Here is a 19,224-nt window from a genome sequence, read left to right as displayed (position 1 = left end):
AGTGATGACCCCGCCATGGTTTGGGCTGCTCTCAGCGCCATTTTCCGTCTCCAACATGTTTTTGTCGCAGTCGAGCGGTTTTTCCCTGTCGTGACGCCACCTTCTGACATGTCTCTTCCCGTCTTTTTGCAAAATCCCCTCTGCTGATGGTGCTCTGTCGGCCCACTTTTCGTCTCTGTTCGGACCTTTTTTCGGCATATTGGCGGCCCGATGGGACGCCTGCTGGCGGCAACGCCAAGGTGCAGGACAAGAAGAGTGTGCAGAGAGGTGGTGCTGTTCTCGGCAGAAGCCGGACTGCAGAGGGCCGTGTACCGCGTTGTTTCAGCCCTTAACCGAAGTAATGTCGGTTGAGCCGGTTAACGGGTCAAGTGGCCCGAAGAAGGGGGCGGGCAGGCGATAAACAGAGGAAGTACTGCGAGGAGCGCAGGGATGGTTGCAACGAGGTGGTGTCATGGCCCCGGGCGTGGCGAGCAGGGCTCAATAAAAAAGCCCTCCAGTGGAGGGCTTTTGTCACAGCAACCTGAAAGCGGGGCTTAGAACAGGGTGGTGGAGAGATCGTAGAGCTCCTGATCGAACGGGCGCTTGAGGTTCTCGATGCAGTCGATGATGTCGTGGTGCACCATCTCGTTGCGCTGGATGCCGACACAGCGGCCACCGTGACCGGCCAGCAGCTGCTCGACGGCGTAGGCGCCCATACGGCTGGACATGATGCGGTCACGCGCGGTGGGGGTTCCGCCACGCTGGATGTGGCCCAGGATGGTGGCACGGGTTTCGCGGCCGGTCAGGGCTTCGATGTCCTTGGCCAGGGCGTTCACGTCGGTGACGTGCTCACAGATGGTGATGATGGCGTGCTTCTTGCCCTTGGCTTCGCCTTCCTTGATCTGTTGCAGCAGCTTGTCCTTGTCGAACGCCACTTCCGGCACGATCACGTACTCGGCACCGCCAGCAACGGCGGCGGACATGGCCAGATCGCCGCAGTGACGGCCCATGATCTCGACCACGGAGATGCGGTGGTGGGAGCTGCAGGTATCGCGCAGACGGTCGATGGCGTCTACCACCACGTTCAGCGCGGTATCAAAGCCGATGGTGAAGTCGGTACCGGCGATGTCGTTGTCGATGGTGCCCGGCAGGCCGATGCAGGGGAAACCCTCTTCGGTCAGCTTCTTGGCACCCATGTAGGAACCGTCACCACCGATCACCACCAGGGCGTCGATGCCGTGCTTTTTCAGATTTTCGATCGCTTCGGCGCGCACTTTCGGATCTTTGAAGGCGGGGAAACGGGCGGAGCCAAGGAAGGTACCACCACGGTTGACCACGTCGGAGACGCTGTGACGCTCCAGCTTGACGATACGGTCCTGGTGCAGACCGAGGTAGCCATCATAGATGCCGTAGACTTCCAGGCCATGATGCAGACCGGCGCGCACCACGGCGCGGATGGCTGCGTTCATACCCGGTGCGTCACCACCACTGGTCAAAACACCAATACGTTTGATTTGTTTGGTCATGAGTGCCTCTGGATCTGAGTTGTCGAATACGAAATGGTTGAATGAGACAAGCCACTTTTACTATATCGGCTTTCCTATGGGATGCGGCGGCTGCCATAGGAAAAGCGATATGCAGGAGGGGGCAAGCGCCCCCTCCATGGCAGCCGATTACTTGGCCGCGCCAGCGATGATCTGGGAGAAGTCGTCCACTTTCAGAGACGCACCACCCACCAGGCCACCGTCGATGTCCGGCTGACCGAACAGGTCGGCAGCGGTAGCACCGGTGACGGAACCACCGTACAGGATCTGTACCTTGGCAGCCACGGCGGCGTCGAAGCCGGCCAGGTACTGACGGATGTGAGCGTGAACGGCCTGAGCGATTTCCGGAGTGGCAGTCTTGCCGGTACCGATGGCCCATACCGGCTCGTAAGCCACGACGGCGTTCTCGAAGGAGGCGATACCGCAACGGTCGATCACGGCTTTGAGCTGGGTTTCGACCACGGAGTTGGTGGTGCCGGCTTCGAACTGAGCCAGAGTCTCACCGATGCACAGCACGGGGATCAGGCCGCCTTTCTGGATGGCTTCGTACTTGGCAGCAACCACGTCGTCGGTCTCTGCGTGCAGGGTACGACGCTCGCTGTGGCCGACCAGGGAGTAGGTGCAACCGAAGGCTTTGAGCATGGACGGAGCGTTCTCGCCGGTGAAGGCGCCGGACTCGTGAACGTCGGCGTTCTGGGCACCGTAGGCAATCTTGCTGCCGGCGGTCAGTTGCTCAACCAGACCCAAAAAGATAACCGGCGGGCAGACGGCGACTTGCACAGAAGGATGAGCGGCAGCAGCCGGGGTCAGTCCTTTGATCAGAGCTTCGACAGAAGCTTTGGTGCCGTTCAGTTTCCAGTTACCCATTACCAGGTGCTGTCTCATCTTGTATATCTCCTAGGCATTTGATTGCGCGACATTATATGAATTGAACCGAGCCCAAGATAGCTGACCCGGCGGCAAATGACGTAATTTTTTTTCGCTTTCCTGATCCAAATCAGGAATGAAAGGCTCGATTGCTCAATCGTTAACCTGCCCCCGCAAACGGGCCCACCATACCCCAATCCATTCGTGAATGGCAGCCTCGGAATACATCAGATAGCGCCCTTTTGGCAGGTAGCTGTAGAGGGGCTGGGCCACCTGACTCTGCTTGGCGGTGTAGTTGGTGGGGGCGGGCACGGCGTTCAGTCCCTGACCCTGATAGAGCGCCATGGCCCGCGGCAGATGGGTTGCCGAGCTCACCAGCGCCACCCGCTTGCCCTTGAGATGCCGGCTGATGCTGACCGCCTCGTCGTGGGTGTCTTTGTTGTTTTCAAACAACGTCATCCGCGAGCGGGGAATGCCGAGACTCACCGCCATGCGGGCGTTGACCTCGGCGTTCGACAGGGGATCCCCGGACACATAACCGGAGAAGATGAGCTCCGCCTGCGGATAAGCCTGGGCCAGCCGTACCCCCTCGAGGGTGCGGGCCAGCGCAATATTGTTCTGCCAGGATCGCTCGGGCACCGCCGGGTCGCTGACATGGCCGTTGCCGAGCACCACGATGGCCTCGATGTCGGGATGCTGGCTCACTTCGAAGGGGGGAAAGGTCTGCTCCAGCCCGCGGGCCAGCTCGTAGCTCACCGGTCGCATCCCCATCAGGGTGACCAGCAGCAGCGAGAGGGTCGCCAGCAGCTTGCCGGTCTTCTGGAAACGGGTGAACCAGAGCAGCAAGAGCGCCAGCAACAGCAGGCTGAGGGAGAAGGGGAGCGGCATCAGCAGCTGGCCCAGCCACTTTTTGAGGTCAAACAGGGCGTCCACTTGTTATTCCTTATATAACAATGCATTAAAAAATTATTAAGGATTTTGGCGCCCTTGTATAGGCGCCTCTTCCCAAGGCAGCATGGCGCCATCAAGGCGCACAGGTTGTGCAGTGCCTGCCTGCACAACCCCGAAAAGCGCGAAACGGGTGCAAAATGGGCGCCAAACGATGTTTTTTCCATCACCTGGGGGAGGGAGCTGCGCCTTGAGTTTTCAGCAAATTCGGGATGTGACAGAATACCCTCTTTTTCGTCAGGCCCGTTTCCCGTGGCCACAGAGTTGAGTTCGTCTTGAAGCAAGATCAGAGTTTTGACGGGCGCGCCGACAAGTTCGCTCGCAACATTTATGACTCCACCAAGGGGCGCATCCGCACCACAGTGGTGTGGAGCGACATCGAAGCCTGCCTGGCCCGCCTTGGCAACCGGCCGCTGCGCATCCTGGATGCGGGGGGCGGCTTTGGCTATTTCGCCCAGAAGCTGGCGGCCATGGGCCATCAGGTGGAGCTGTGCGATCTGTCGGCGGAAATGCTGGCATTGGCCCGCAGCCAGATCGCCGAGAAGGGGCTGGAAGACAGAATTCGTCTCATCCATTGCCCCATTCAGGATCTTAAAGCACACGTGACCGGCACCTTCGATCTGGTGCTCTGTCACGCGGTGCTGGAGTGGCTCGCCGAGCCGCGCCAGACCTTGCTCGGTCTGTTCCCTTTCGTCAATGCCGGGGGCATACTGTCGCTGCTTTTTTACAACCGTCACGGTCTGCTGTTCCAGAGCCTGGTGGTGGGCAATTTTGACTATGTGCGCCAGGGGCTCAACAAGAAGCGCCAGACTGCGCTGACCCCCACCAATCCCCAGCTGCCGGAGCAGGTCTACGACTGGATTGGCCGGGGCGGGCTCAAGATCATCGGCAAGACCGGGGTGCGGGTGATCCACGACTACATGCGCCACAAGCAGGATCAGCGGGAAAAGTTCGAGGATCTGCTGGCCATGGAGCTGCAATATTGCCGGCAGGAGCCGTTTATCTCCCTGGGGCGCTATATCCACGTGATGGCGCAAAAAACCACCGGTTGAGGCCACCTTTTTTGATGCTACCGGATGTAGCCGCGCGCAAGGCTTTGCGCCCAATACAACAACGAGATGACAACATCATGATGAGTACATCCCGTACCCTGCCCGAAATGGTGGGATGGGTCAGGCAGGAGGGGTTGGCGCTGAGCCTGCCCACCGATCGGCTGGCCTTTCTGATTGCAATCAAGACGCTGTCCGAAGATGAATCGGATCTGTCTGAAGCGGCGCTGCACGATGCCTTTGGCTACGTCAGCAACGCCTTCGGCCAGATGGACGAGACCCTCACCGGTCGTGCCAACAACGCCATCAACGATCTCATTCGTCAGCAGCTGCTGTCGCGCTTCAACACCGACATGGTGGCGGGGGAGAGCCTCTATCGCCTGTCGCGCCTTGGCATGAGCATCGTCGATTTCTTCATGGATCAGCGCCAGGTTGACTCCATCAAGCTCTCCATCCTGCTCGAACACCTGGCGGCCGAGCTCGACACCGCCCGCAAGGCGGCGCTCGAGACCAACACCCGCGAGCAGTGGGATGCCGAGGTGCTGCCACGGCTCACCTTCTCGCTGGAAGAGACCCTGGGGCGCATCGATCTTACTCAGCGCGCCATGGATGAGCAGCAAAATCAGGTCAAAAACGAGATCGCGGCCCTGCTGACCCAGAACTGGGTCGATGCCATCCACAGCTGCGAAAAACTGCTGCACGAGACCGGCCAGACCCTGCGCGAACTACAAGATACCCTGGATGCCGCCGGCCACCGCCTGCAGGCGGGGCTGCTCAACATTCAGGAAGCGGCGCAAGGGCGTGACGATCTGTTCCACGTCGAGGAGCTGACCCACGCCCTGCAGGGGCGGCTGGATGTCATCACCAGCTGGGGCCAGCAGTGTATCGAGCTGTGGGCCCGCTATGACAGGCACGTTCACAAGTTCATCCGCAACGCCATCGACATGGACAAGAACCGCGCTTTCAGCCAGCGGCTGCGCGACTCCATCCGCAATTTCGAGCAACACAACTGGTTGCTGCGGGTGGCCGAAGAGCCGCGTCTGCTGGAGCTGCGCGACGAGACCATCGCCATCCACGACGAGGAGGTGACCGGCGAGGTGCCCCTCGAGATGGAGTACATGGAGATGGTGGACATCAACCAGGAGCTGGCCGAGCGCATCGAGCGCTACCTGGCCCGCTACCCGGAGCAGGGCCAGCAGCTGGATCTCGCCGATGTGCTGCGCGAGTACCTGCTGGACTACCCGGCCCATGCCCATTTCGACGTGGCGCGTCTTCTGATCGACCAGGCCGTGCGCCTGGGCCATGCCAGCGGCGAGCACCAGCTGCATCGTCAGCCTGCATGGAAACCCATTAACCAAGCTGGATCCAAGGTTCAGGCCTATGTCATTGATCAATACTGAGTTTCCCTTGCCGCTGCGGCTCGCAGAGGCGATTGCCAACCCCTTGTTTCCGCGCATTGACACCGCCTTGCGCTCCGGCCGCCACATCAGTGCCGACGAGTTCGAACAGCACTCGGCGCTGGTGGAGTACCACCAGGAGCTGGAGATCTTCTACGGCCGCTATCAGGTTGAACTGATCAAGGCGCCGGAAGGCTTCTTCTATCTGCGCCCGCGCCCGAGCGCCGACATCGGCACCACCGTCCTCTCCGAGCTCGACATGCTGGTGGGCAAGGTACTCTGTTACCTCTACCTGAGCCCGGATCGGCTCGCCTCGGAAGGGGTGTTCGCCATGGGCGAACTGCAAGAAGAGGTGCTGAGCCTGGCCGACGAGAAGCAGCTGCTGCGGATGGTCAACAGCCGCTCCGGCGGCACCGATCTCGACAAGAAAAAGCTCTTGGAGAAGATCCGTACCTCCATGCGCCGTCTGCGCCGCCTTGGCATGATCACCGCCCTCGGCAACAGCGATAAATTCCGAGTCAACGAGTCGGTGTTCCGCTTTGCCGCCGACGTGCGCTCCGATGAGGATCCGCGCGCCGTCCAGCTGCGGATGATCCAGGAGGGCGAGGCCATCTTCCACGACGACGAAATGCCGAGCAGCGACTCGCTGTTTGAGGATATCGAGGCGGATCTCGATGAAGAGCAGCTTGAACTGGAGGTGGAAGATGACCTGCAGCGTTAAATCCAAGGCCCAGATGGAGGCAAAGTCGTGAGAGGCAAATTCAAATCCCTGACCATGGTCAACTGGAACGGCTTCTTCGCCCGCACCTTCGATCTCGACCAGCTGGTCACTACCCTGTCCGGCGGCAACGGCGCGGGCAAGTCCACCACCATGGCGGCCTTTATCGCGGCGCTCATTCCCGACCAGTCGCTGCTCCATTTCCGCAATACCACGGAAGCGGGCTCCAGCAGCGCGTCTCGCGACAAGGGGCTCTACGGCAAGCTGCAGCGCGGCCACTGCTACTCCCTTTTGGAAGTAATGAACAGCCGCGAGCAACGGATCTGGGTCGGCGTTCACCTCGAGCAGGTGGCCAACCGTGACAACAAGGTCAACATCACCCCGTTCGCGCTGGTAGATGTGCCGGAGCAGTTGCAACCCACCGATCTGCTGCTGGAGAAGCTCGATGACGGCAAGGGGCGGGTACGTGCCTTCGCCGATCTGAAAGGGGCCGCCGCGGAGCTGGGGGCGCTGAAAGTCGCCAAGTTCAATACGGTGACCGACTATCACAACTTCATGTTCGAGTTCGGCATCACCCCGAAGAAGCTGCGTGATCAAAAGGATCGCGGCAAGTTCTACCGCCTGATCGAAGCCTCCCTCTACGGCGGCATCTCTTCGTCTATCAGCCGCTCCTTGCGCGAATACCTGCTGCCGGAGAACTCCGGGGTGCGCAAGGCGTTCCAGGACATGGAGGCGGCCATCTACGAGAACCGCCGCACCCTGGAGGCGATCAAGGAGACGCAAGGTCAGCGGGATCTGTTCAAGAACCTCATTACCGAGACCACCCACTATGTGGCGGCCGACTATGTGCGCAACGCCGCCGAGAAGAATCGCCTCTCCGAGCTGGCCCTCAAGGCCCGCCAGGAGCTGGCAGGCAAGCGTCGCCTACTGGCCGAGGAGAAACAGCGCGCCATTTATCTGGCCGACGAGGTGGAGCAGCTCACCAACCGCGAGAAATTGCTGACCGACGAGCTGGAGTCTGCCGCCGAGCATCTGGCCAAGGTGATGGCCGCCGTCAGCTTGCAGAAGAAGATCGAGATGTACCGCGCCGATCTGGCGGAGCTGGTCGACAAGCTGGAGCAGCAGCAGGCGATCGTGGAGGAGATCCACGGCCAGTTGCTGGAGGTGGAAGAGCGCAAAGAGCTGGCCCAAGCAGAGGTAGACAGCCTCAAGACCCAGCTGGCCGATTACCAGCAGGCGCTGGATATCCAACAGACCCGTGCCATCCAGTACCGTCAGGCGGTGCAGGCGCTGGAGACTGCCCGCGAGCAGTGTGAGCTGCCGGGGCTCGGCGCCGAACAGGCGAGCGACACCCTGCACCAGTTCCGCGCCGCCGAGCAGAGTCTCACCAGCCGGGTGCTGGGGGCCGAGCAACAGCTGGCGCTGGCCAAGGCGGCGGTGGCCGAGCACGAAGCGGCGCTGGCGCTGCTTTTGAGCATCGCCCCCGAGACAGTGCGTGAGGCCGCCTGGCCCACCGCGCAGGCACTGCTCAAGCGTCACATCGAAGACAAGGCCCGCATCGCCCAGGGGCAGGGGCTGCGCGCCGCGCTGGCTCGCCTGGAGAAAGAGAGCGAAAGCCAGCAGGCGCTGCTGCGCTTGCGTGACGAGCTGCAGCAGGCCTCTGGCCAGCTTATCGCCAGCCAGGACGAGCTGGAGATCTTCCTCGAAGCCCAGCGCACCCGTCAGGAGGAGCTTTCCGAGCAACAGGCGGAGGTGAACCAGCGCCGCGCCAGCCTCGAGCATCAGGGCACCCAGCTCGGCCGCGATATCAGCGAGCTGACCAAGCTGGCCCCGCGCTGGCTCAAATCCTTTGAAAAGCTCGAGCAGCTGCGCGAGCAGAGCGGTCTGCCGCTCACCACCGCCGAAGAACTTTCTTCCGGCATGCAGAGCGTGCTCGACAAGGAGCGGGAGTTCGAGCAGGAGAGCAACCGCATCGCGGCGCAGAAACAGGCGCTGGAGCTGCAAATTCGCAACCTGCAGCTGGGGGCCGGCGAGGCGGATCCGCGCCTTGCCCGCATCGCCGAGCAGGTGGGGGGCGTGCTGCTCTCCGATGTCTACGACGACATCTCCATCGACGATGCCCCTTACTACTCGGCGCTCTATGGCCCGGCTCGCGGCGCCCTGGTGGTGCTCGACCTCGAAGGCGCCATCGAGCGGCTGAAAAAGCTGGAAGATTGCCCGGAGGATATCTACCTCATTCAGGGCAACCCCGACTCTTTTGACGAGGATCTGGTGGAAGCGGACGAGCTGGGCGATGCCGTGCTGGTGCGCACCAGCAAGCGTCAGGTACGCTTCTCTCGCTACCCCGAGCTGCCGCTGTTTGGCCGTGCCGCCCGGGAAAAACGGATCGAGCAGCTCGACCTTGAGCGCGAAGGGCTCATCGAGGGTTACGCCAAGGCCGCGTTTGAGCAGCAGAAGTACCACCGTCTCTACGGTCACTTCCGCGACTTTATCGGCCAGCATCTGGATATCGCCTTCCGCCCTGACCCCGAAGCCGAAGTGCAGGCCAAGCAGCACGAGCAGCGTAAGCTGCAAGAAACCATAGCCGAGTGTGACAAGCAGCTGAGTGATGCCAAAGCGGCTGCCGCCCAGCTGACCCGCCATATCCAGCTGGTGCAGGGGATGCTGCCCTGTGCCCACCTGTTTGCCGAGACAGACCTGGCAGCCCGCCTCGAGGCGGCCCACGCCGATGTGGAAGCGCTGAAACAGGCCGAAGCCTTTATCGCCAAGCACGGCAAGGCGCTGGAAAAACTGGAAACCATGGTGCAGGTGCTGCGCCAGGATCCGCAGGATCTGGCCGCGCTGCAGGCAGCTTACGATGAGGTGAGCGACCTGCTGGCCGAGCAGAAGCGCCGTTGCTACGCCCTCGATCAGCTGGTGGCCCGTCTGCCGCACTTTGCCTATCAGGATGCGCAAGACCTGCTGGGCAAAGCCTCCGAGATGAGCGAGCGGCTCAAAGAGAAGCTCAAGGCGGCCGAGTTGGCGGCCCGCACCGCTGGCGAGCAGCACAAGCAGATTGCCCAGCGCCACACCGAGGCGTTGCAACTGCGCACCGCCCTCAACTCCAGCGTCGAGGCCAAACGCCAGACCCTGACCGAGTTCGAGCAGGAGCTGGCGGCCATGGGGCTGACCCTCTCTGACGATATGGAAGAGAAGGCGCGCGCCCACAAGAAAGAGATTGAAGAGCTGCTGATCCGCACCCGTTCCCGTCGCACCAGCGCCGAGGCCCAGCTGCAGGTCACCAAGCGCGAGATCGAATCCCTCGGTGGTCGTCTCAAGCTGGAAGGCAAGGATTACTACGGCGCCCGTAAATCCCTGGTGGGCCACAAGGCGAGCTGGTCGCGGGTGGTGCGGCTGGCGCGGGAGACCGACGTCGAGAAGCGTTTAAATAAGCGCGAGCTGGCGTACCTTGACAGCGACGAGCTGCGCTCCATGTCGGACAAGGCCCTCGGCGCCCTGCGGGTGGCGGTGGCCCACGACGAAGCTCTGCGCGATGCGCTGCGACTGTCGGAGGGCAACCGCAGCACCGAGCAGAAGGTGGCCTTCTACGTGCAGGTCTACCGTTACCTTAAAGATCGCATTCGCAACGACATCATCCGCTCCGATGACCCGGTCGAGGCGATCGAGGAGATGGAGATCGAGCTGGCGCGTCTCGCTGACGAGCTCAAGCAGCGGGAAACCCATCTGTCGCTCTCCTCCCACGAGGTGGCGGCCAAGATCACCAACATCATTCGCCGCGAGCAGAACCGCATCCGGGTGCTCAACCAGGGCTTGCAGAACATCGCCTTCGGTCTGGTGCGAGGGGTGCGCCTCAACGTCAATATCCGCGAGGCCCACACCCGTCTGCTGACGGCGCTGGCCGATCAAACCGCCATGCACAACGATCTGTTCGCCGACAAGGAGCTCAGCTTCTCCGAGGCGATGGCCAAGCTGTTCCAGCGTCTCAACCCGCAAGTGGAGCAGGGGGATCGCAGCTATCAGGTGATGGGCGATGTGCTGCTCGACTATCGCAACTACCTGGAGCTGGAGATCGAGGTGCAGCGCGGTGCCGATGGCTGGCTGCGGGCCGAGAGCGGCGCGCTCTCCACCGGCGAGGCGATCGGTACCGGTCAGGCCATCCTCTTGATGGTGCTGATCAGCTGGGAGGAGGAGTCCCGCCGTCTGCGCGGCAAGGACATCGCCCCCTGCCGCCTGTTGTTCCTCGACGAAGCGGCCCGTCTGGATGGCAAATCCATCGCCACCCTGTTCGAGCTGTGCGAGCGGCAGGATATGCAGCTGCTTATCGCCGCGCCCGAGAACATCAGCCCCGAGAAGGGCACCACCTACAAGCTCATCCGCAAGGTGCAGGGCAAGCACGAGCATGTGCATGTGGTGGGGCTGCGCGGTTTTGGCTTTAGCGACGACAAGCTCATCGCCTGACAGAGGCTGACGGACGAGGTATGAAAACGGGAGGCTTGGCCTCCCGTTTTGTTTGGAAACTGTGGCAAAGTAGCGGCGCGGCCATGGCAGGCCGGCACCACGCCGGTTCGCTCACGCCCGCTACCGCTTCATTGGCATCGACAACCCCGCAGGGGAGCAAGGACAAGGCACATGGTTGAAAAGGGGCAATTTTTGCGAAAGGGGCTGCTGCTGTCGCTCACCGTGCTGCTGGCCGCCTGCAGCAGCCGCTATGACGAGAGCCACGGCGGCAGCTGGCGCGGCTATAGCGAGACAGGGCTCGCTTCCTACTACGCCGATCGCTACCACAACAAGCGCACCGCCAGCGGCGAGCCTTACCAGCGCCACGCCAACACCGCCGCCCACATGGAGTTGCCCTTCGGCGCCATGGTGCGGGTCACCAACCTCGCCAACGGCAAGAGCGTGGTGGTCAGGGTCAACGACAGGGGCAATTTCCCGCGCGGGCGCATCATCGATCTCTCCAAGGCGGCTTTCAGCACCATCGGCAATCCTCGCGCCGGGCTTATCAAGGTGAAGATAGAGGCGCTCTAGTCGCTGATTCGTTCAGTGGCTTGAACAGAGTGTCCATCCTGCCCGGCTATATCCCGCCAGGCCGCCCCTCTTACACTGCTGCTCGACGCGAAGGTGGCGCCCGGATTGGGGCCCCTTTGCTTACCCTTGAGAAAATGGAGCAGACCAAGATGAGTGAAGAGAAACGGGTGTCCATCGCCGTGCTGAAAGCCCGCGCCGGCATGAGAGAGCCACTGCGCCGCGAGCTGCTAAAGCTCATTGCGCCGACGCGGCGTGAGCCGGGCAACCTGGATTACGTGCTGTTTGAATTGCAGGACGAGCCGGGCACCTTCTACATGCGCGAGGCGTTCGTCAATCAGGCTGCGCTGGACAGCCACTGCCAGACGGACTATTTCCAGGCCTTTGCCGCCGAGGCGGAGGCACTGCTGGCAGAGCCGCTGCGGCTGATTTTTATGGAGGAGGTGAGCCACGCCTAAATTAGTCGGGCCCACGGCTGGCCCGGCTTTTACTCATGCTCCGATGTCGCCCCGGACGCTATTCCATCACATCCCATTATGGCCCCCCTGGTCTGCGTCTCTGCATCCTCTACCGAGATGATCGGGGCTTATTGCTCTTATCCCGCCTGTTTATGCCTGCCGTCTTTTCATCTCCAGATTGTCCGATAAGATACCCAAATGAAAATCAATGTTGGGGCCAAGCGACATGACCGCCATGGTGGGTTGGTGCTCTGACGAGAGGCGGTCATCAGGCCGTCAAGATGGTTGAGCCGAGGAGGCGGGATGGAGATCGAACTGGCGGGGATAGCGCCAAGTGAGTTTGAACAGCGCTTTGCGGCCGTCAAGGAGGGGATCTTTCCCTATGTCGAGGCAGTGTTTGGCTGGGATGACGAGATGCAGCGTGAGCGGTTGACCAGCAAATATGAGCCGCACTGGTTTTCGTGGATCCTGGCAGAGGGGGAGCGAGTCGGCCTGCTCTGCTGCAAGCCATACGACGATGCGCTGCACATTCATCTGTTGATTATCTTCCCCCGTTATCAGGGTCGGCAGCTTGGTTCGGCCGTCATGGCGCGGCTGCATCACGAAGCGGCATCTGAGGGGAGACTCCGGGTGACCCTATCGAGCTTTAGCGCCAATCAGAGGGCGATAGGATTTTATCGGCGCCTCGGTTATCAGGTGGTAGCGGAAGAGCCGGCGTTCGTCTCCTTGTCCCGGCCGGTGACGAAAGAAGAGTCGTAGTTACTAATGGTTGACGGAGAGCCCTCATGGCAATGCTGGATATTTTAACGGTTCCCGACCCGCGATTGGGCATCAAGGCCGAGCAGGTTGAAGATATCGCGGCCGTGCAAGGCCTGATCGATGACATGCTGGAGACCCTCTATGCCACCGACAATGGTATCGGTCTGGCGGCCACGCAAGTGGGGCGCAAGGAGGCCATCGTCATCATCGACCTGTCAGAAAAACGGGATCAGCCGCTGGTGTTGATCAATCCGCAGGTGACAAGCGGCACTGAACCAGCGCTTGGGCAAGAGGGGTGTCTGTCCGTGCCGGATTATTATGCCGATGTAGAGCGTTACGGCTCGGTGGTGGTGTCGGCACTGGATCGCCATGGCGTGCCTATCACGGTAAAGAGCAGCGATTTTCTGGCCATCGTGATGCAGCATGAGATCGATCACCTGCAGGGCAAGGTGTTTATCGATTATCTCTCGCCGCTAAAGCGCAAGATGGCGTTGAAGAAGGTGAAAAAGCACCTTAAGGCGACATGACGTGATATTTCATGCGGCGCATTACATATCCATTTGATTATCTGCACAGGAGGGCCGGGTAGCCATGTACAAGGTTGGTATTGTTTTATTTGATGATTTCACCGATGTGGATTTTTTCTTGATGTATGACCTGCTTGGGAGAAGCAAAGAGAGCTGGTCGGTGAAAATACTGGGAACCAAGCCTGAGCATGGCTCTGCACTTGGTATCAACGTAAAGACGGATGGAAATGTGGCGGAAGCATGTGATCAGGATGTGGTGCTGATCACCAGCGGGCAGCGTGGTATCCCTGCTGCGCTGCAAGACCACGAGTTCATGTCCGCGTTGCGGCTGGACCCACAGCGGCAGCTGATTGGCTCAATCTGTGCTGGTTCATTCATATTGCATGAACTGGGCTTGCTGAAGGGGAAAAAATTAACAACCAACCCTGCAGCCAAAGCCCAGTTGCTGGAGATGGGGGGAGATGTTCAGGACTTTCCTCTGGTCGTGCAAGGAAATATTGCAACGGCAGGCGGCTGCCTCTCACTGGTTTATTTGATTGGTTGGGTGGCCGAACGGTGTTTTGGTCCGGAAAAACGTAGATTGATGCAATCTCAGCTTATTCCTGCCGGACAAATGGAAATCTTCGAACAGCTGATCTCCTCCACTATCAGAGAGGCTGAAGAGTCATTCGACTGATGTCATTGCTCACTGTTTATATCTGTCTGGACCCATAGCCGGTCTGCCCAAGCAAACAGGATGGCGCATGCACCTCGAATTCAAAAAAATAAATCTGGCGCGTGACTATGGGGTTTGTGTGGCAGCCCGCCGGGACGCCTATGTTTGCAGCTTCCATCGCGACGAGGGATTTGAGGAGTTTCTGACGGGCTATCGGGAGCGGATGGCGACGAGGCTGGCCAACAAAGAGTGGCATTATCTGCATGTCTGGCAGGGGGGCGAGATAGTGGGGCAGCTGGAGTTTTGCACTGTCTCAGCCGAACCGGAAACCGGTTACATATACCTGATCTATTTGACGCCACAGGCGCGTGGTCAAGGCATGGCCGATCTGCTGCTGCAATATATCGGTCACACCTTGTGGCATGCTGGTTGCCGGCGAGTGGTGTTGTCGGTCAGCCGTCTCAACCCGCGGGCGCTGCGTTTCTATCGGCGCAGTGGGTGGCAATATCGGGGGCCCAACCCCAAGCATGCCGAGACAGATTTCTATGAATATTGGTTGCAGGATCCGGCGTGATCAGTAGTCGTATTTGAACGGGAAAAACAAAGTCCCATGGAGGGGAAAATAGATGGAAGTGAGACAGGTTCGGGTATCGGATGCAGATAACCTACTGGCCTTGATGAACAGACTCGACAATGAAACAACTTTTATGCTCTATGAGCCGGGTGAGCGCACCACGACTGAGATCGAGCAAGCTCAAATATTGGCCTCGTTTGTCAGTGCAGACAACAGAGTCATGCTGGTACTGTCGGAGCATGACGAGATTGCAGGTTTTATTGTGGGCATCGGTCAACCGGCAAATCGCAACAAACATGTACTGTATTGCTTTATCGGCATTCAACATTCAGCAACTGGACAGGGCTTTGGCAAAAAAATGATGTCTGCGCTGGAGGCGTGGGCCAGGGCGCATGGCTTTACCCGTATGGAGTTGAGCGTCATGTATCACAATGCCCGGGCTTGTGCGCTATACCGCGCCTGCGGATTCGAGGTGGAAGGGGTCAAACGCAATACGATGAGGGTCGATGGTGCATATGTCGATGAATATGTGATGGCCAAGCTGATTGAGGAGGGGGCATGAGCAAGATGCAGTGGCTGGTTTCCTTGAACGTCGCTCGGTCGTCAAGGCGTGCGCGCAGTTGGGTGTCGCTTGTTCTGGTGTCGCTGCTGGGCTGGCTGCTGGCCATGGCGCCAGTTGATGCCGAGGAGCCGCAGCTCGGCGCCGAGTATCGTCCTCTGGTACAGAGGGTGATCGATGCCGCCAAGGGGCGGGATCCACAGGTCCTTGCCCGTCAGATCAAGTATCCCTTCAAGCAGGAGTATCCCATCCCGGTCATCAAGAGCACGTCCGAGATGGTGGCCCGCTTCGACGAGGTGTTTGATGACGCCATTTTAAACAGCATTGCCAGCTCCCGGGTCGGGCAGGATTGGCAGGCCATGGGCTGGCGCGGCATCATGCTGGGCAGTGGCGAGGTGTGGCTGGATTTTGATGGCAAGGTGATCGGCATCAATCATCAGACTGCGCAGGCTGCAAAACGCAAGGCCGAGCTTGTCGCCAAACAGAAAAGCGATCTTTATCCCGGTCTGCGGGAGTACCAGCGCTCCGAGCTGATGTGGCAGACCGAGAAATTTACCATTCGCATCGACGAGCTGGGTGACGGCCGTTATCGCTATGCCTCCTGGGCCAAGGGCAAGGCGCTCAGCGACAAGCCGGACCTGGTGCTCAGCAATGGCACCGTCAGGGTGGAGGGCACGGGAGGCAACCACACCTATCTATTCACCAGCGGCCCTTACCGCTACGAGTGCGTTGTGACCGTTTTGGGTGAACGGGGCATGCCGCCGGGCGAGTTGGTGGTCTATCAGAACGAGGTTGCCATCATGCACCAGCCGGTGATCAAGGTGCTCTGATATCCCTTGATCTGCCCGGAACGTTCAACGCGCGGCCAGAGCCGCGCTTTTGTTGTCTGCGACAGTTATCTGCAACGGCTGACGGTTTTGCTAGCCCTGCGGTACTCGTACCCCCTTGTCGAGATAGAGGCTGCTGTAGTGGGCACGGTGGGTGACAAACATCACCTGATGACGGCTGCCATCGGAGAGGATGATGAAATCACCGGCCTGGGCGGGAGTGTGCAGGCTGATTTCATGTTCGGGGGCGGTCAGCTTGTCGACCTCCTCCTTGAAGGTGAGGGTGTAAGAATACATAGGGTGCTCCACAACAGGACCTTATACAGACACGCATCAAACGTAGCTGCTGTGGCCCGGATCTGCGGCACCCAAGCGGCACCCGCGCACCATTTAATTTACCGGCCGCGGCGGGCTCGCTATCTTATGGAAAGCGGCCTGCGGCAAGTGCAGGCCAATCATGTCGGCGACAGTCAGGAGCGAGCGATGACAGAGCGTGAGTGGGAACCCGAGTTGGTGCGCATTGCCGCCTTCTCCACCGGTACCAAGGGCGGCAATCCGGCCGGGGTCTGGCTGGGGCCGCAGCTGCCCGGTGTCGAGGAGATGCAGCGCATCGCCGCCGAGGTGGGCTTTTCGGAGACCGCGTTCGCCGCGCCCTTGCCCACGCCAGCAACGCCGGTGGATGAGCAGGCCGGGCCGCGGCAGTGGCGGGTTCGCTATTTCTCTCCTGCCGCCGAGGTGCCGTTTTGTGGGCACGCCACCATTGCCCTCGGGGTGGCGCTGGCCCGCCGGGTTGGCGCCGGCGAGTATCAGCTGCAACTCAATCAGGCCACCATTTCGGTATCGAGCTGGCTGGATGGGGAAGGGGAGTGGCAGGCGGCGCTGCAATCGCCCCCCACTGGCAGCAAGCCAGCCCCTGCCGAACTGGTGAGCGCCGCGCTGGCGCTGTTTGGTTATACCCAGGCAGATCTGGATCCCCGCATTCCACCGGCCCTCATTCATGGCGGCGCCGATCACCTGGTGCTGGCGCTCAACAGTCGCGCCGCCCTGGCGGCCATGCACTACCAGATGGCCGAGGGACGTACCCTGATGCAGCAAGAGGGGCTGGTGACCATCTTGCTGGCGTATGCCGCCCGCGAGCAGCTGTTTCATACCCGCAACCCCTTTGCCTATGGTGGCGTGTATGAGGATCCCGCTACCGGCGCCGCCACCGCGGCCTTTGCCGGTTACCTGCGGGATCTGCACTGGCCCCACGGTGGCATCATCGATCTCTTTCAAGGGGAGGATATGGGGATGGCGTCGCACCTGCATGCCGAGATCCCCCCCGAGCCCGGCAGCTCAATCCGGGTATTTGGCCGCGCCCGCCTGATGTGATCGTCAGACAATGAAAAAAACCGCCAGCTGGCGGTTTTTTACTTTATGTCGGGGCAAACCGGCCTCTTTGGCCTATTGCGGGTTATGTTCCCCAGCCGGGCTCTGCTTCTGGTGATCGCTCTGTAGCCAGTGCAGCAGTTGACGAGCCACCTGCGGGCTACCGAGCAGCGCCATGTGGCTGGTGCGATAGGCAATCATGGTATGGGCGGGGAGAAAGGCCAGCTGGTGGCGTGCCTCGTCATGCAGGCCAAGGGCACTGCGCAGGGGCACCAGACCATCACCAATCAACCGATCTGCCAGCACGCTGCGTTTGGCCGCCGTGGTGGCCGCAATGGCAAAACAGCGCACTCCGCTTGGCAGGGGCAAGGGCGCGCGAGGATCGGCCAAGGGGGAAGAAGGGGGATTCCGGGCAGGGGATGAGTCCATCACCTTGCCGTGACGCAGATCCTTGATGCCGACGCTGCGCAGCTGTGCCAGCCTGACGAACGGCTCGCTGTAGGCAGTCGCCGGCAGCAGTTGCTCGAGCCAGTGGCCGGCGGATTCGAGCGGTGCGCCATGATGGGGTGTGCCGAGAAATAACAGGTTTTTAAGGTGAGCAGGCCAGGCATGGGCGGCCAGGTCGGCGCTGTGACAGGCGCTGCGGATCACCAGCCCGCCCATGCTGTAGGCCAACACGCTGATCTCGCCAAGGCCGCCGGGCCAGTGGGTCGCCAGTTGTTCCAGCTGACGGGCCAGTGCGTGACCGTTCTGCACGATGGAGAGGCCCGAGTTGTAGCGCACATAGATGGGCAGGTAACCCAGCGCCTTGGCCAGCATCTCCCCGTGATTGACCGGCGCATCCTGAGGCCGGGTCTGCCACTGCAGATCGTTCATGCACAGCCCGTGCACCATCAGTAGCACCCGTGCACGAGGAGGCAGTTGCGCCGGCAGGGTCTGCCAGCTCAGGGGCCTGCCGAGATAACGCAGGGTCATGGGGGTGGCCAGGGCATTGTGACTCTCGACCAGCTTGTCCCCCATCACGCCATTGAGGGTGGCGAGCAGGGCCGCGCGGCTGGGCGTGTCGGGAATTTGCTGCAAAGGCGGGGCTGGCGGCAGACGGGCAAGCAGGGCATGAATACCGCTGCCCAGCGCGCTGGCGGCGCCATGTACCCCCTTGTAGACCAGCCCGGTGATCCCCGCCGTCTTTCCTTCCTCCCGCCCCTTGAAGCCCATGCCGCTCAATACCGCCTGATGGACGGCCTCGGTGAGCTGTATCGTCGCAGGCAGGGCCTGAATGAACAGTCGGGTCAGCTCGCGAATATCCGCAAGCTGCCAGGAGGAGGCGGATTGGGGTGCTGTTGGTTGCGTCATGAAAAGCCCCTGTGAAGGTATCGCCGGCCGGCTCCCGCCCGGCAGCGGGGCGGCAGTATGACAACCAGCTTGCGCCGTTTGTCCCGGGTTTGCCAGTGACGCATCGGCGGTTCTTGGCGAGAAGGCTACCTAGTACGCTGCCCGGCGGGCAGGGCAATCCGCTGGCAGAGGCGCTTATGCATCTGATTGGACAGGGTCGGTGGCTGGAGCAGGAGGTATTGGTACTGGCGAGGGGATGGCAAGCATGGCCACTGGATGGGGTTTACGACTGATATCGCCACAAAAAAACCGCCATCAGGCGGTTTTTTGTTCTGCCGGCCCTTATTTCAGGGCTTTTTTCAGCTTCTTGATCTTGCTCTCGTGCTTGGCAATTTTCTCAAGGCGGGCGGCAATCTTCTGCTTGATCTCTTTCTTGCTGACTTTGGCCATCTGGCGTGCTCCTTTTGCAGTGATGACACTTGCGGTGTCGGGGGTAGATCAGTCCATGAAACGCCAGAGTGCCACAGGGTCGCTGATGACACCAACCTTTCGCTCAAAATAACGGCAGACAGCATGCCGGCGTAGGGCCTTGTGTCGCGACGGTCCTAAGCGAGAACAGGGGGAGGTAGTGTTATCGG

General features: G+C 60.7%; 18 protein-coding genes. 13 read left to right on the top strand and 5 right to left on the bottom strand.

Annotated features, from left to right (window positions below):
- Nucleotides 1-533: 533 nt before the first annotated feature.
- The 3 genes from pfkA to elyC all read right to left on the bottom strand — a co-directional run bounded on the left by pfkA (nucleotide 534) and on the right by elyC (nucleotide 3,314).
- Complete coding sequence (gene pfkA / locus AHA_RS12040; RefSeq protein WP_011706225.1) at nucleotides 534-1,505, bottom strand: 6-phosphofructokinase; 972 nt, start codon at nucleotides 1,503-1,505, stop codon at nucleotides 534-536.
- Between the two features lie 147 nt (nucleotides 1,506-1,652).
- A complete protein-coding gene (tpiA, locus tag AHA_RS12035; protein ID WP_011706224.1) occupies nucleotides 1,653-2,408 on the bottom strand; it encodes a triose-phosphate isomerase in 756 nt (251 codons plus the stop codon).
- Between the two features lie 135 nt (nucleotides 2,409-2,543).
- Entirely contained in the window at nucleotides 2,544-3,314 is a 771-nt protein-coding gene (gene elyC / locus AHA_RS12030; protein WP_164927796.1) for an envelope biogenesis factor ElyC, read from the bottom strand.
- A gap of 299 nt (nucleotides 3,315-3,613) precedes the next feature.
- On the opposite strand from elyC, the gene cmoM reads away from it, so the two are divergent.
- From cmoM to AHA_RS11970, 12 genes are all read left to right on the top strand, one after another.
- Nucleotides 3,614-4,390: a tRNA uridine 5-oxyacetic acid(34) methyltransferase CmoM gene (gene cmoM / locus AHA_RS12025; RefSeq protein WP_011706222.1), complete on the top strand. Its 777-nt coding sequence runs from the start codon at nucleotides 3,614-3,616 to the stop codon at nucleotides 4,388-4,390.
- Nucleotides 4,391-4,467: 77 nt separating this feature from the next.
- The gene (mukF, locus tag AHA_RS12020; RefSeq protein ID WP_011706221.1) at nucleotides 4,468-5,787 is read left to right on the top strand and encodes a chromosome partition protein MukF; all 1,320 of its coding nucleotides are present in this window, start codon (nucleotides 4,468-4,470) and stop codon (nucleotides 5,785-5,787) included.
- Nucleotides 5,768-6,505 carry a chromosome partition protein MukE gene (gene mukE / locus AHA_RS12015; protein WP_011706220.1) on the top strand — a complete coding sequence of 246 codons (738 nt, stop codon included), beginning with the start codon at nucleotides 5,768-5,770 and terminating at the stop codon, nucleotides 6,503-6,505. The genes mukF and mukE overlap by 20 nt, the downstream gene beginning before the upstream one ends.
- A 27-nt stretch (nucleotides 6,506-6,532) precedes the next feature.
- A complete protein-coding gene (gene mukB, locus AHA_RS12010; RefSeq protein WP_011706219.1) occupies nucleotides 6,533-10,960 on the top strand; it encodes a chromosome partition protein MukB in 4,428 nt (1,475 codons plus the stop codon).
- A 171-nt stretch (nucleotides 10,961-11,131) separates the two neighbouring features.
- On the top strand, nucleotides 11,132-11,530 hold the full coding sequence (locus tag AHA_RS12005; protein ID WP_164927655.1) for a septal ring lytic transglycosylase RlpA family protein: 399 nt from the start codon (nucleotides 11,132-11,134) through the stop codon (nucleotides 11,528-11,530).
- A gap of 134 nt (nucleotides 11,531-11,664) precedes the next feature.
- Nucleotides 11,665-11,985, top strand: coding sequence for a putative quinol monooxygenase (locus tag AHA_RS12000; RefSeq protein ID WP_164927654.1), 321 nt, complete (start codon nucleotides 11,665-11,667; stop codon nucleotides 11,983-11,985).
- Between the two features lie 303 nt (nucleotides 11,986-12,288).
- Nucleotides 12,289-12,744: a GNAT family N-acetyltransferase gene (locus tag AHA_RS11995; protein ID WP_011706216.1), complete on the top strand. Its 456-nt coding sequence runs from the start codon at nucleotides 12,289-12,291 to the stop codon at nucleotides 12,742-12,744.
- A 26-nt stretch (nucleotides 12,745-12,770) separates the two neighbouring features.
- Nucleotides 12,771-13,271: a peptide deformylase gene (gene def / locus AHA_RS11990; RefSeq protein ID WP_011706215.1), complete on the top strand. Its 501-nt coding sequence runs from the start codon at nucleotides 12,771-12,773 to the stop codon at nucleotides 13,269-13,271.
- 64 nt (nucleotides 13,272-13,335) lie between these two features.
- A complete protein-coding gene (locus AHA_RS11985) occupies nucleotides 13,336-13,947 on the top strand; it encodes a DJ-1/PfpI family protein (RefSeq protein WP_011706214.1) in 612 nt (203 codons plus the stop codon).
- Nucleotides 13,948-14,014: 67 nt separating this feature from the next.
- The gene (locus AHA_RS11980; protein ID WP_011706213.1) at nucleotides 14,015-14,500 is read left to right on the top strand and encodes a GNAT family N-acetyltransferase; all 486 of its coding nucleotides are present in this window, start codon (nucleotides 14,015-14,017) and stop codon (nucleotides 14,498-14,500) included.
- Between the two features lie 52 nt (nucleotides 14,501-14,552).
- Nucleotides 14,553-15,062 carry a GNAT family N-acetyltransferase gene (locus AHA_RS11975; RefSeq protein WP_011706212.1) on the top strand — a complete coding sequence of 170 codons (510 nt, stop codon included), beginning with the start codon at nucleotides 14,553-14,555 and terminating at the stop codon, nucleotides 15,060-15,062.
- Nucleotides 15,059-15,889 carry a hypothetical protein gene (locus AHA_RS11970; RefSeq protein WP_011706211.1) on the top strand — a complete coding sequence of 277 codons (831 nt, stop codon included), beginning with the start codon at nucleotides 15,059-15,061 and terminating at the stop codon, nucleotides 15,887-15,889. The genes AHA_RS11975 and AHA_RS11970 overlap by 4 nt, the downstream gene beginning before the upstream one ends.
- Nucleotides 15,890-15,979: 90 nt before the next feature.
- On the opposite strand, the gene AHA_RS11965 is transcribed toward AHA_RS11970, so the two are convergent.
- Nucleotides 15,980-16,183, bottom strand: coding sequence for a hypothetical protein (locus AHA_RS11965; protein ID WP_024946319.1), 204 nt, complete (start codon nucleotides 16,181-16,183; stop codon nucleotides 15,980-15,982).
- A 186-nt stretch (nucleotides 16,184-16,369) separates the two neighbouring features.
- Here AHA_RS11965 and AHA_RS11960 point away from each other — a divergent pair, with 186 nt between their 5' ends.
- Nucleotides 16,370-17,257 carry a PhzF family phenazine biosynthesis protein gene (locus AHA_RS11960; protein WP_011706210.1) on the top strand — a complete coding sequence of 296 codons (888 nt, stop codon included), beginning with the start codon at nucleotides 16,370-16,372 and terminating at the stop codon, nucleotides 17,255-17,257.
- Nucleotides 17,258-17,329: 72 nt separating this feature from the next.
- Here AHA_RS11960 and AHA_RS11955 read toward each other — a convergent pair whose 3' ends face one another.
- Nucleotides 17,330-18,607: a lipase family alpha/beta hydrolase gene (locus AHA_RS11955; RefSeq protein ID WP_011706209.1), complete on the bottom strand. Its 1,278-nt coding sequence runs from the start codon at nucleotides 18,605-18,607 to the stop codon at nucleotides 17,330-17,332.
- Between the last annotated feature and the right edge of the window lie 617 nt (nucleotides 18,608-19,224).

Origin of the sequence: Aeromonas hydrophila subsp. hydrophila ATCC 7966 (assembly GCF_000014805.1) — a bacterium.
Taxonomy (GTDB): domain Bacteria; phylum Pseudomonadota; class Gammaproteobacteria; order Enterobacterales; family Aeromonadaceae; genus Aeromonas; species Aeromonas hydrophila.
Note: the sequence above shows the minus strand (reverse complement) of the source record. Positions and strands in the feature narration are given on the sequence as shown.

Bases quoted from the DNA above. Each gene is read 5' to 3' on its own strand.
- tpiA (WP_011706224.1), bottom strand. From the start codon at position 2,408: ATGAGACAGCACCTGGTAATGGGTAACTGGAAACTGAACGGCACCAAA.
- AHA_RS11980 (WP_011706213.1), top strand. From the start codon at position 14,015: ATGCACCTCGAATTCAAAAAAATAAATCTGGCGCGTGACTATGGGGTT.
- AHA_RS11985 (WP_011706214.1), top strand. From the start codon at position 13,336: ATGTACAAGGTTGGTATTGTTTTATTTGATGATTTCACCGATGTGGAT.
- AHA_RS11995 (WP_011706216.1), top strand. From the start codon at position 12,289: ATGGAGATCGAACTGGCGGGGATAGCGCCAAGTGAGTTTGAACAGCGC.
- mukE (WP_011706220.1), top strand. From the start codon at position 5,768: ATGTCATTGATCAATACTGAGTTTCCCTTGCCGCTGCGGCTCGCAGAG.
- AHA_RS11970 (WP_011706211.1), top strand. From the start codon at position 15,059: ATGAGCAAGATGCAGTGGCTGGTTTCCTTGAACGTCGCTCGGTCGTCA.
- mukF (WP_011706221.1), top strand. From the start codon at position 4,468: ATGATGAGTACATCCCGTACCCTGCCCGAAATGGTGGGATGGGTCAGG.
- pfkA (WP_011706225.1), bottom strand. From the start codon at position 1,505: ATGACCAAACAAATCAAACGTATTGGTGTTTTGACCAGTGGTGGTGAC.
- AHA_RS11965 (WP_024946319.1), bottom strand. From the start codon at position 16,183: ATGTATTCTTACACCCTCACCTTCAAGGAGGAGGTCGACAAGCTGACC.
- AHA_RS12005 (WP_164927655.1), top strand. From the start codon at position 11,132: ATGGTTGAAAAGGGGCAATTTTTGCGAAAGGGGCTGCTGCTGTCGCTC.
- AHA_RS12000 (WP_164927654.1), top strand. From the start codon at position 11,665: ATGGAGCAGACCAAGATGAGTGAAGAGAAACGGGTGTCCATCGCCGTG.
- AHA_RS11955 (WP_011706209.1), bottom strand. From the start codon at position 18,607: ATGACGCAACCAACAGCACCCCAATCCGCCTCCTCCTGGCAGCTTGCG.
- AHA_RS11960 (WP_011706210.1), top strand. From the start codon at position 16,370: ATGACAGAGCGTGAGTGGGAACCCGAGTTGGTGCGCATTGCCGCCTTC.
- AHA_RS11975 (WP_011706212.1), top strand. From the start codon at position 14,553: ATGGAAGTGAGACAGGTTCGGGTATCGGATGCAGATAACCTACTGGCC.
- def (WP_011706215.1), top strand. From the start codon at position 12,771: ATGGCAATGCTGGATATTTTAACGGTTCCCGACCCGCGATTGGGCATC.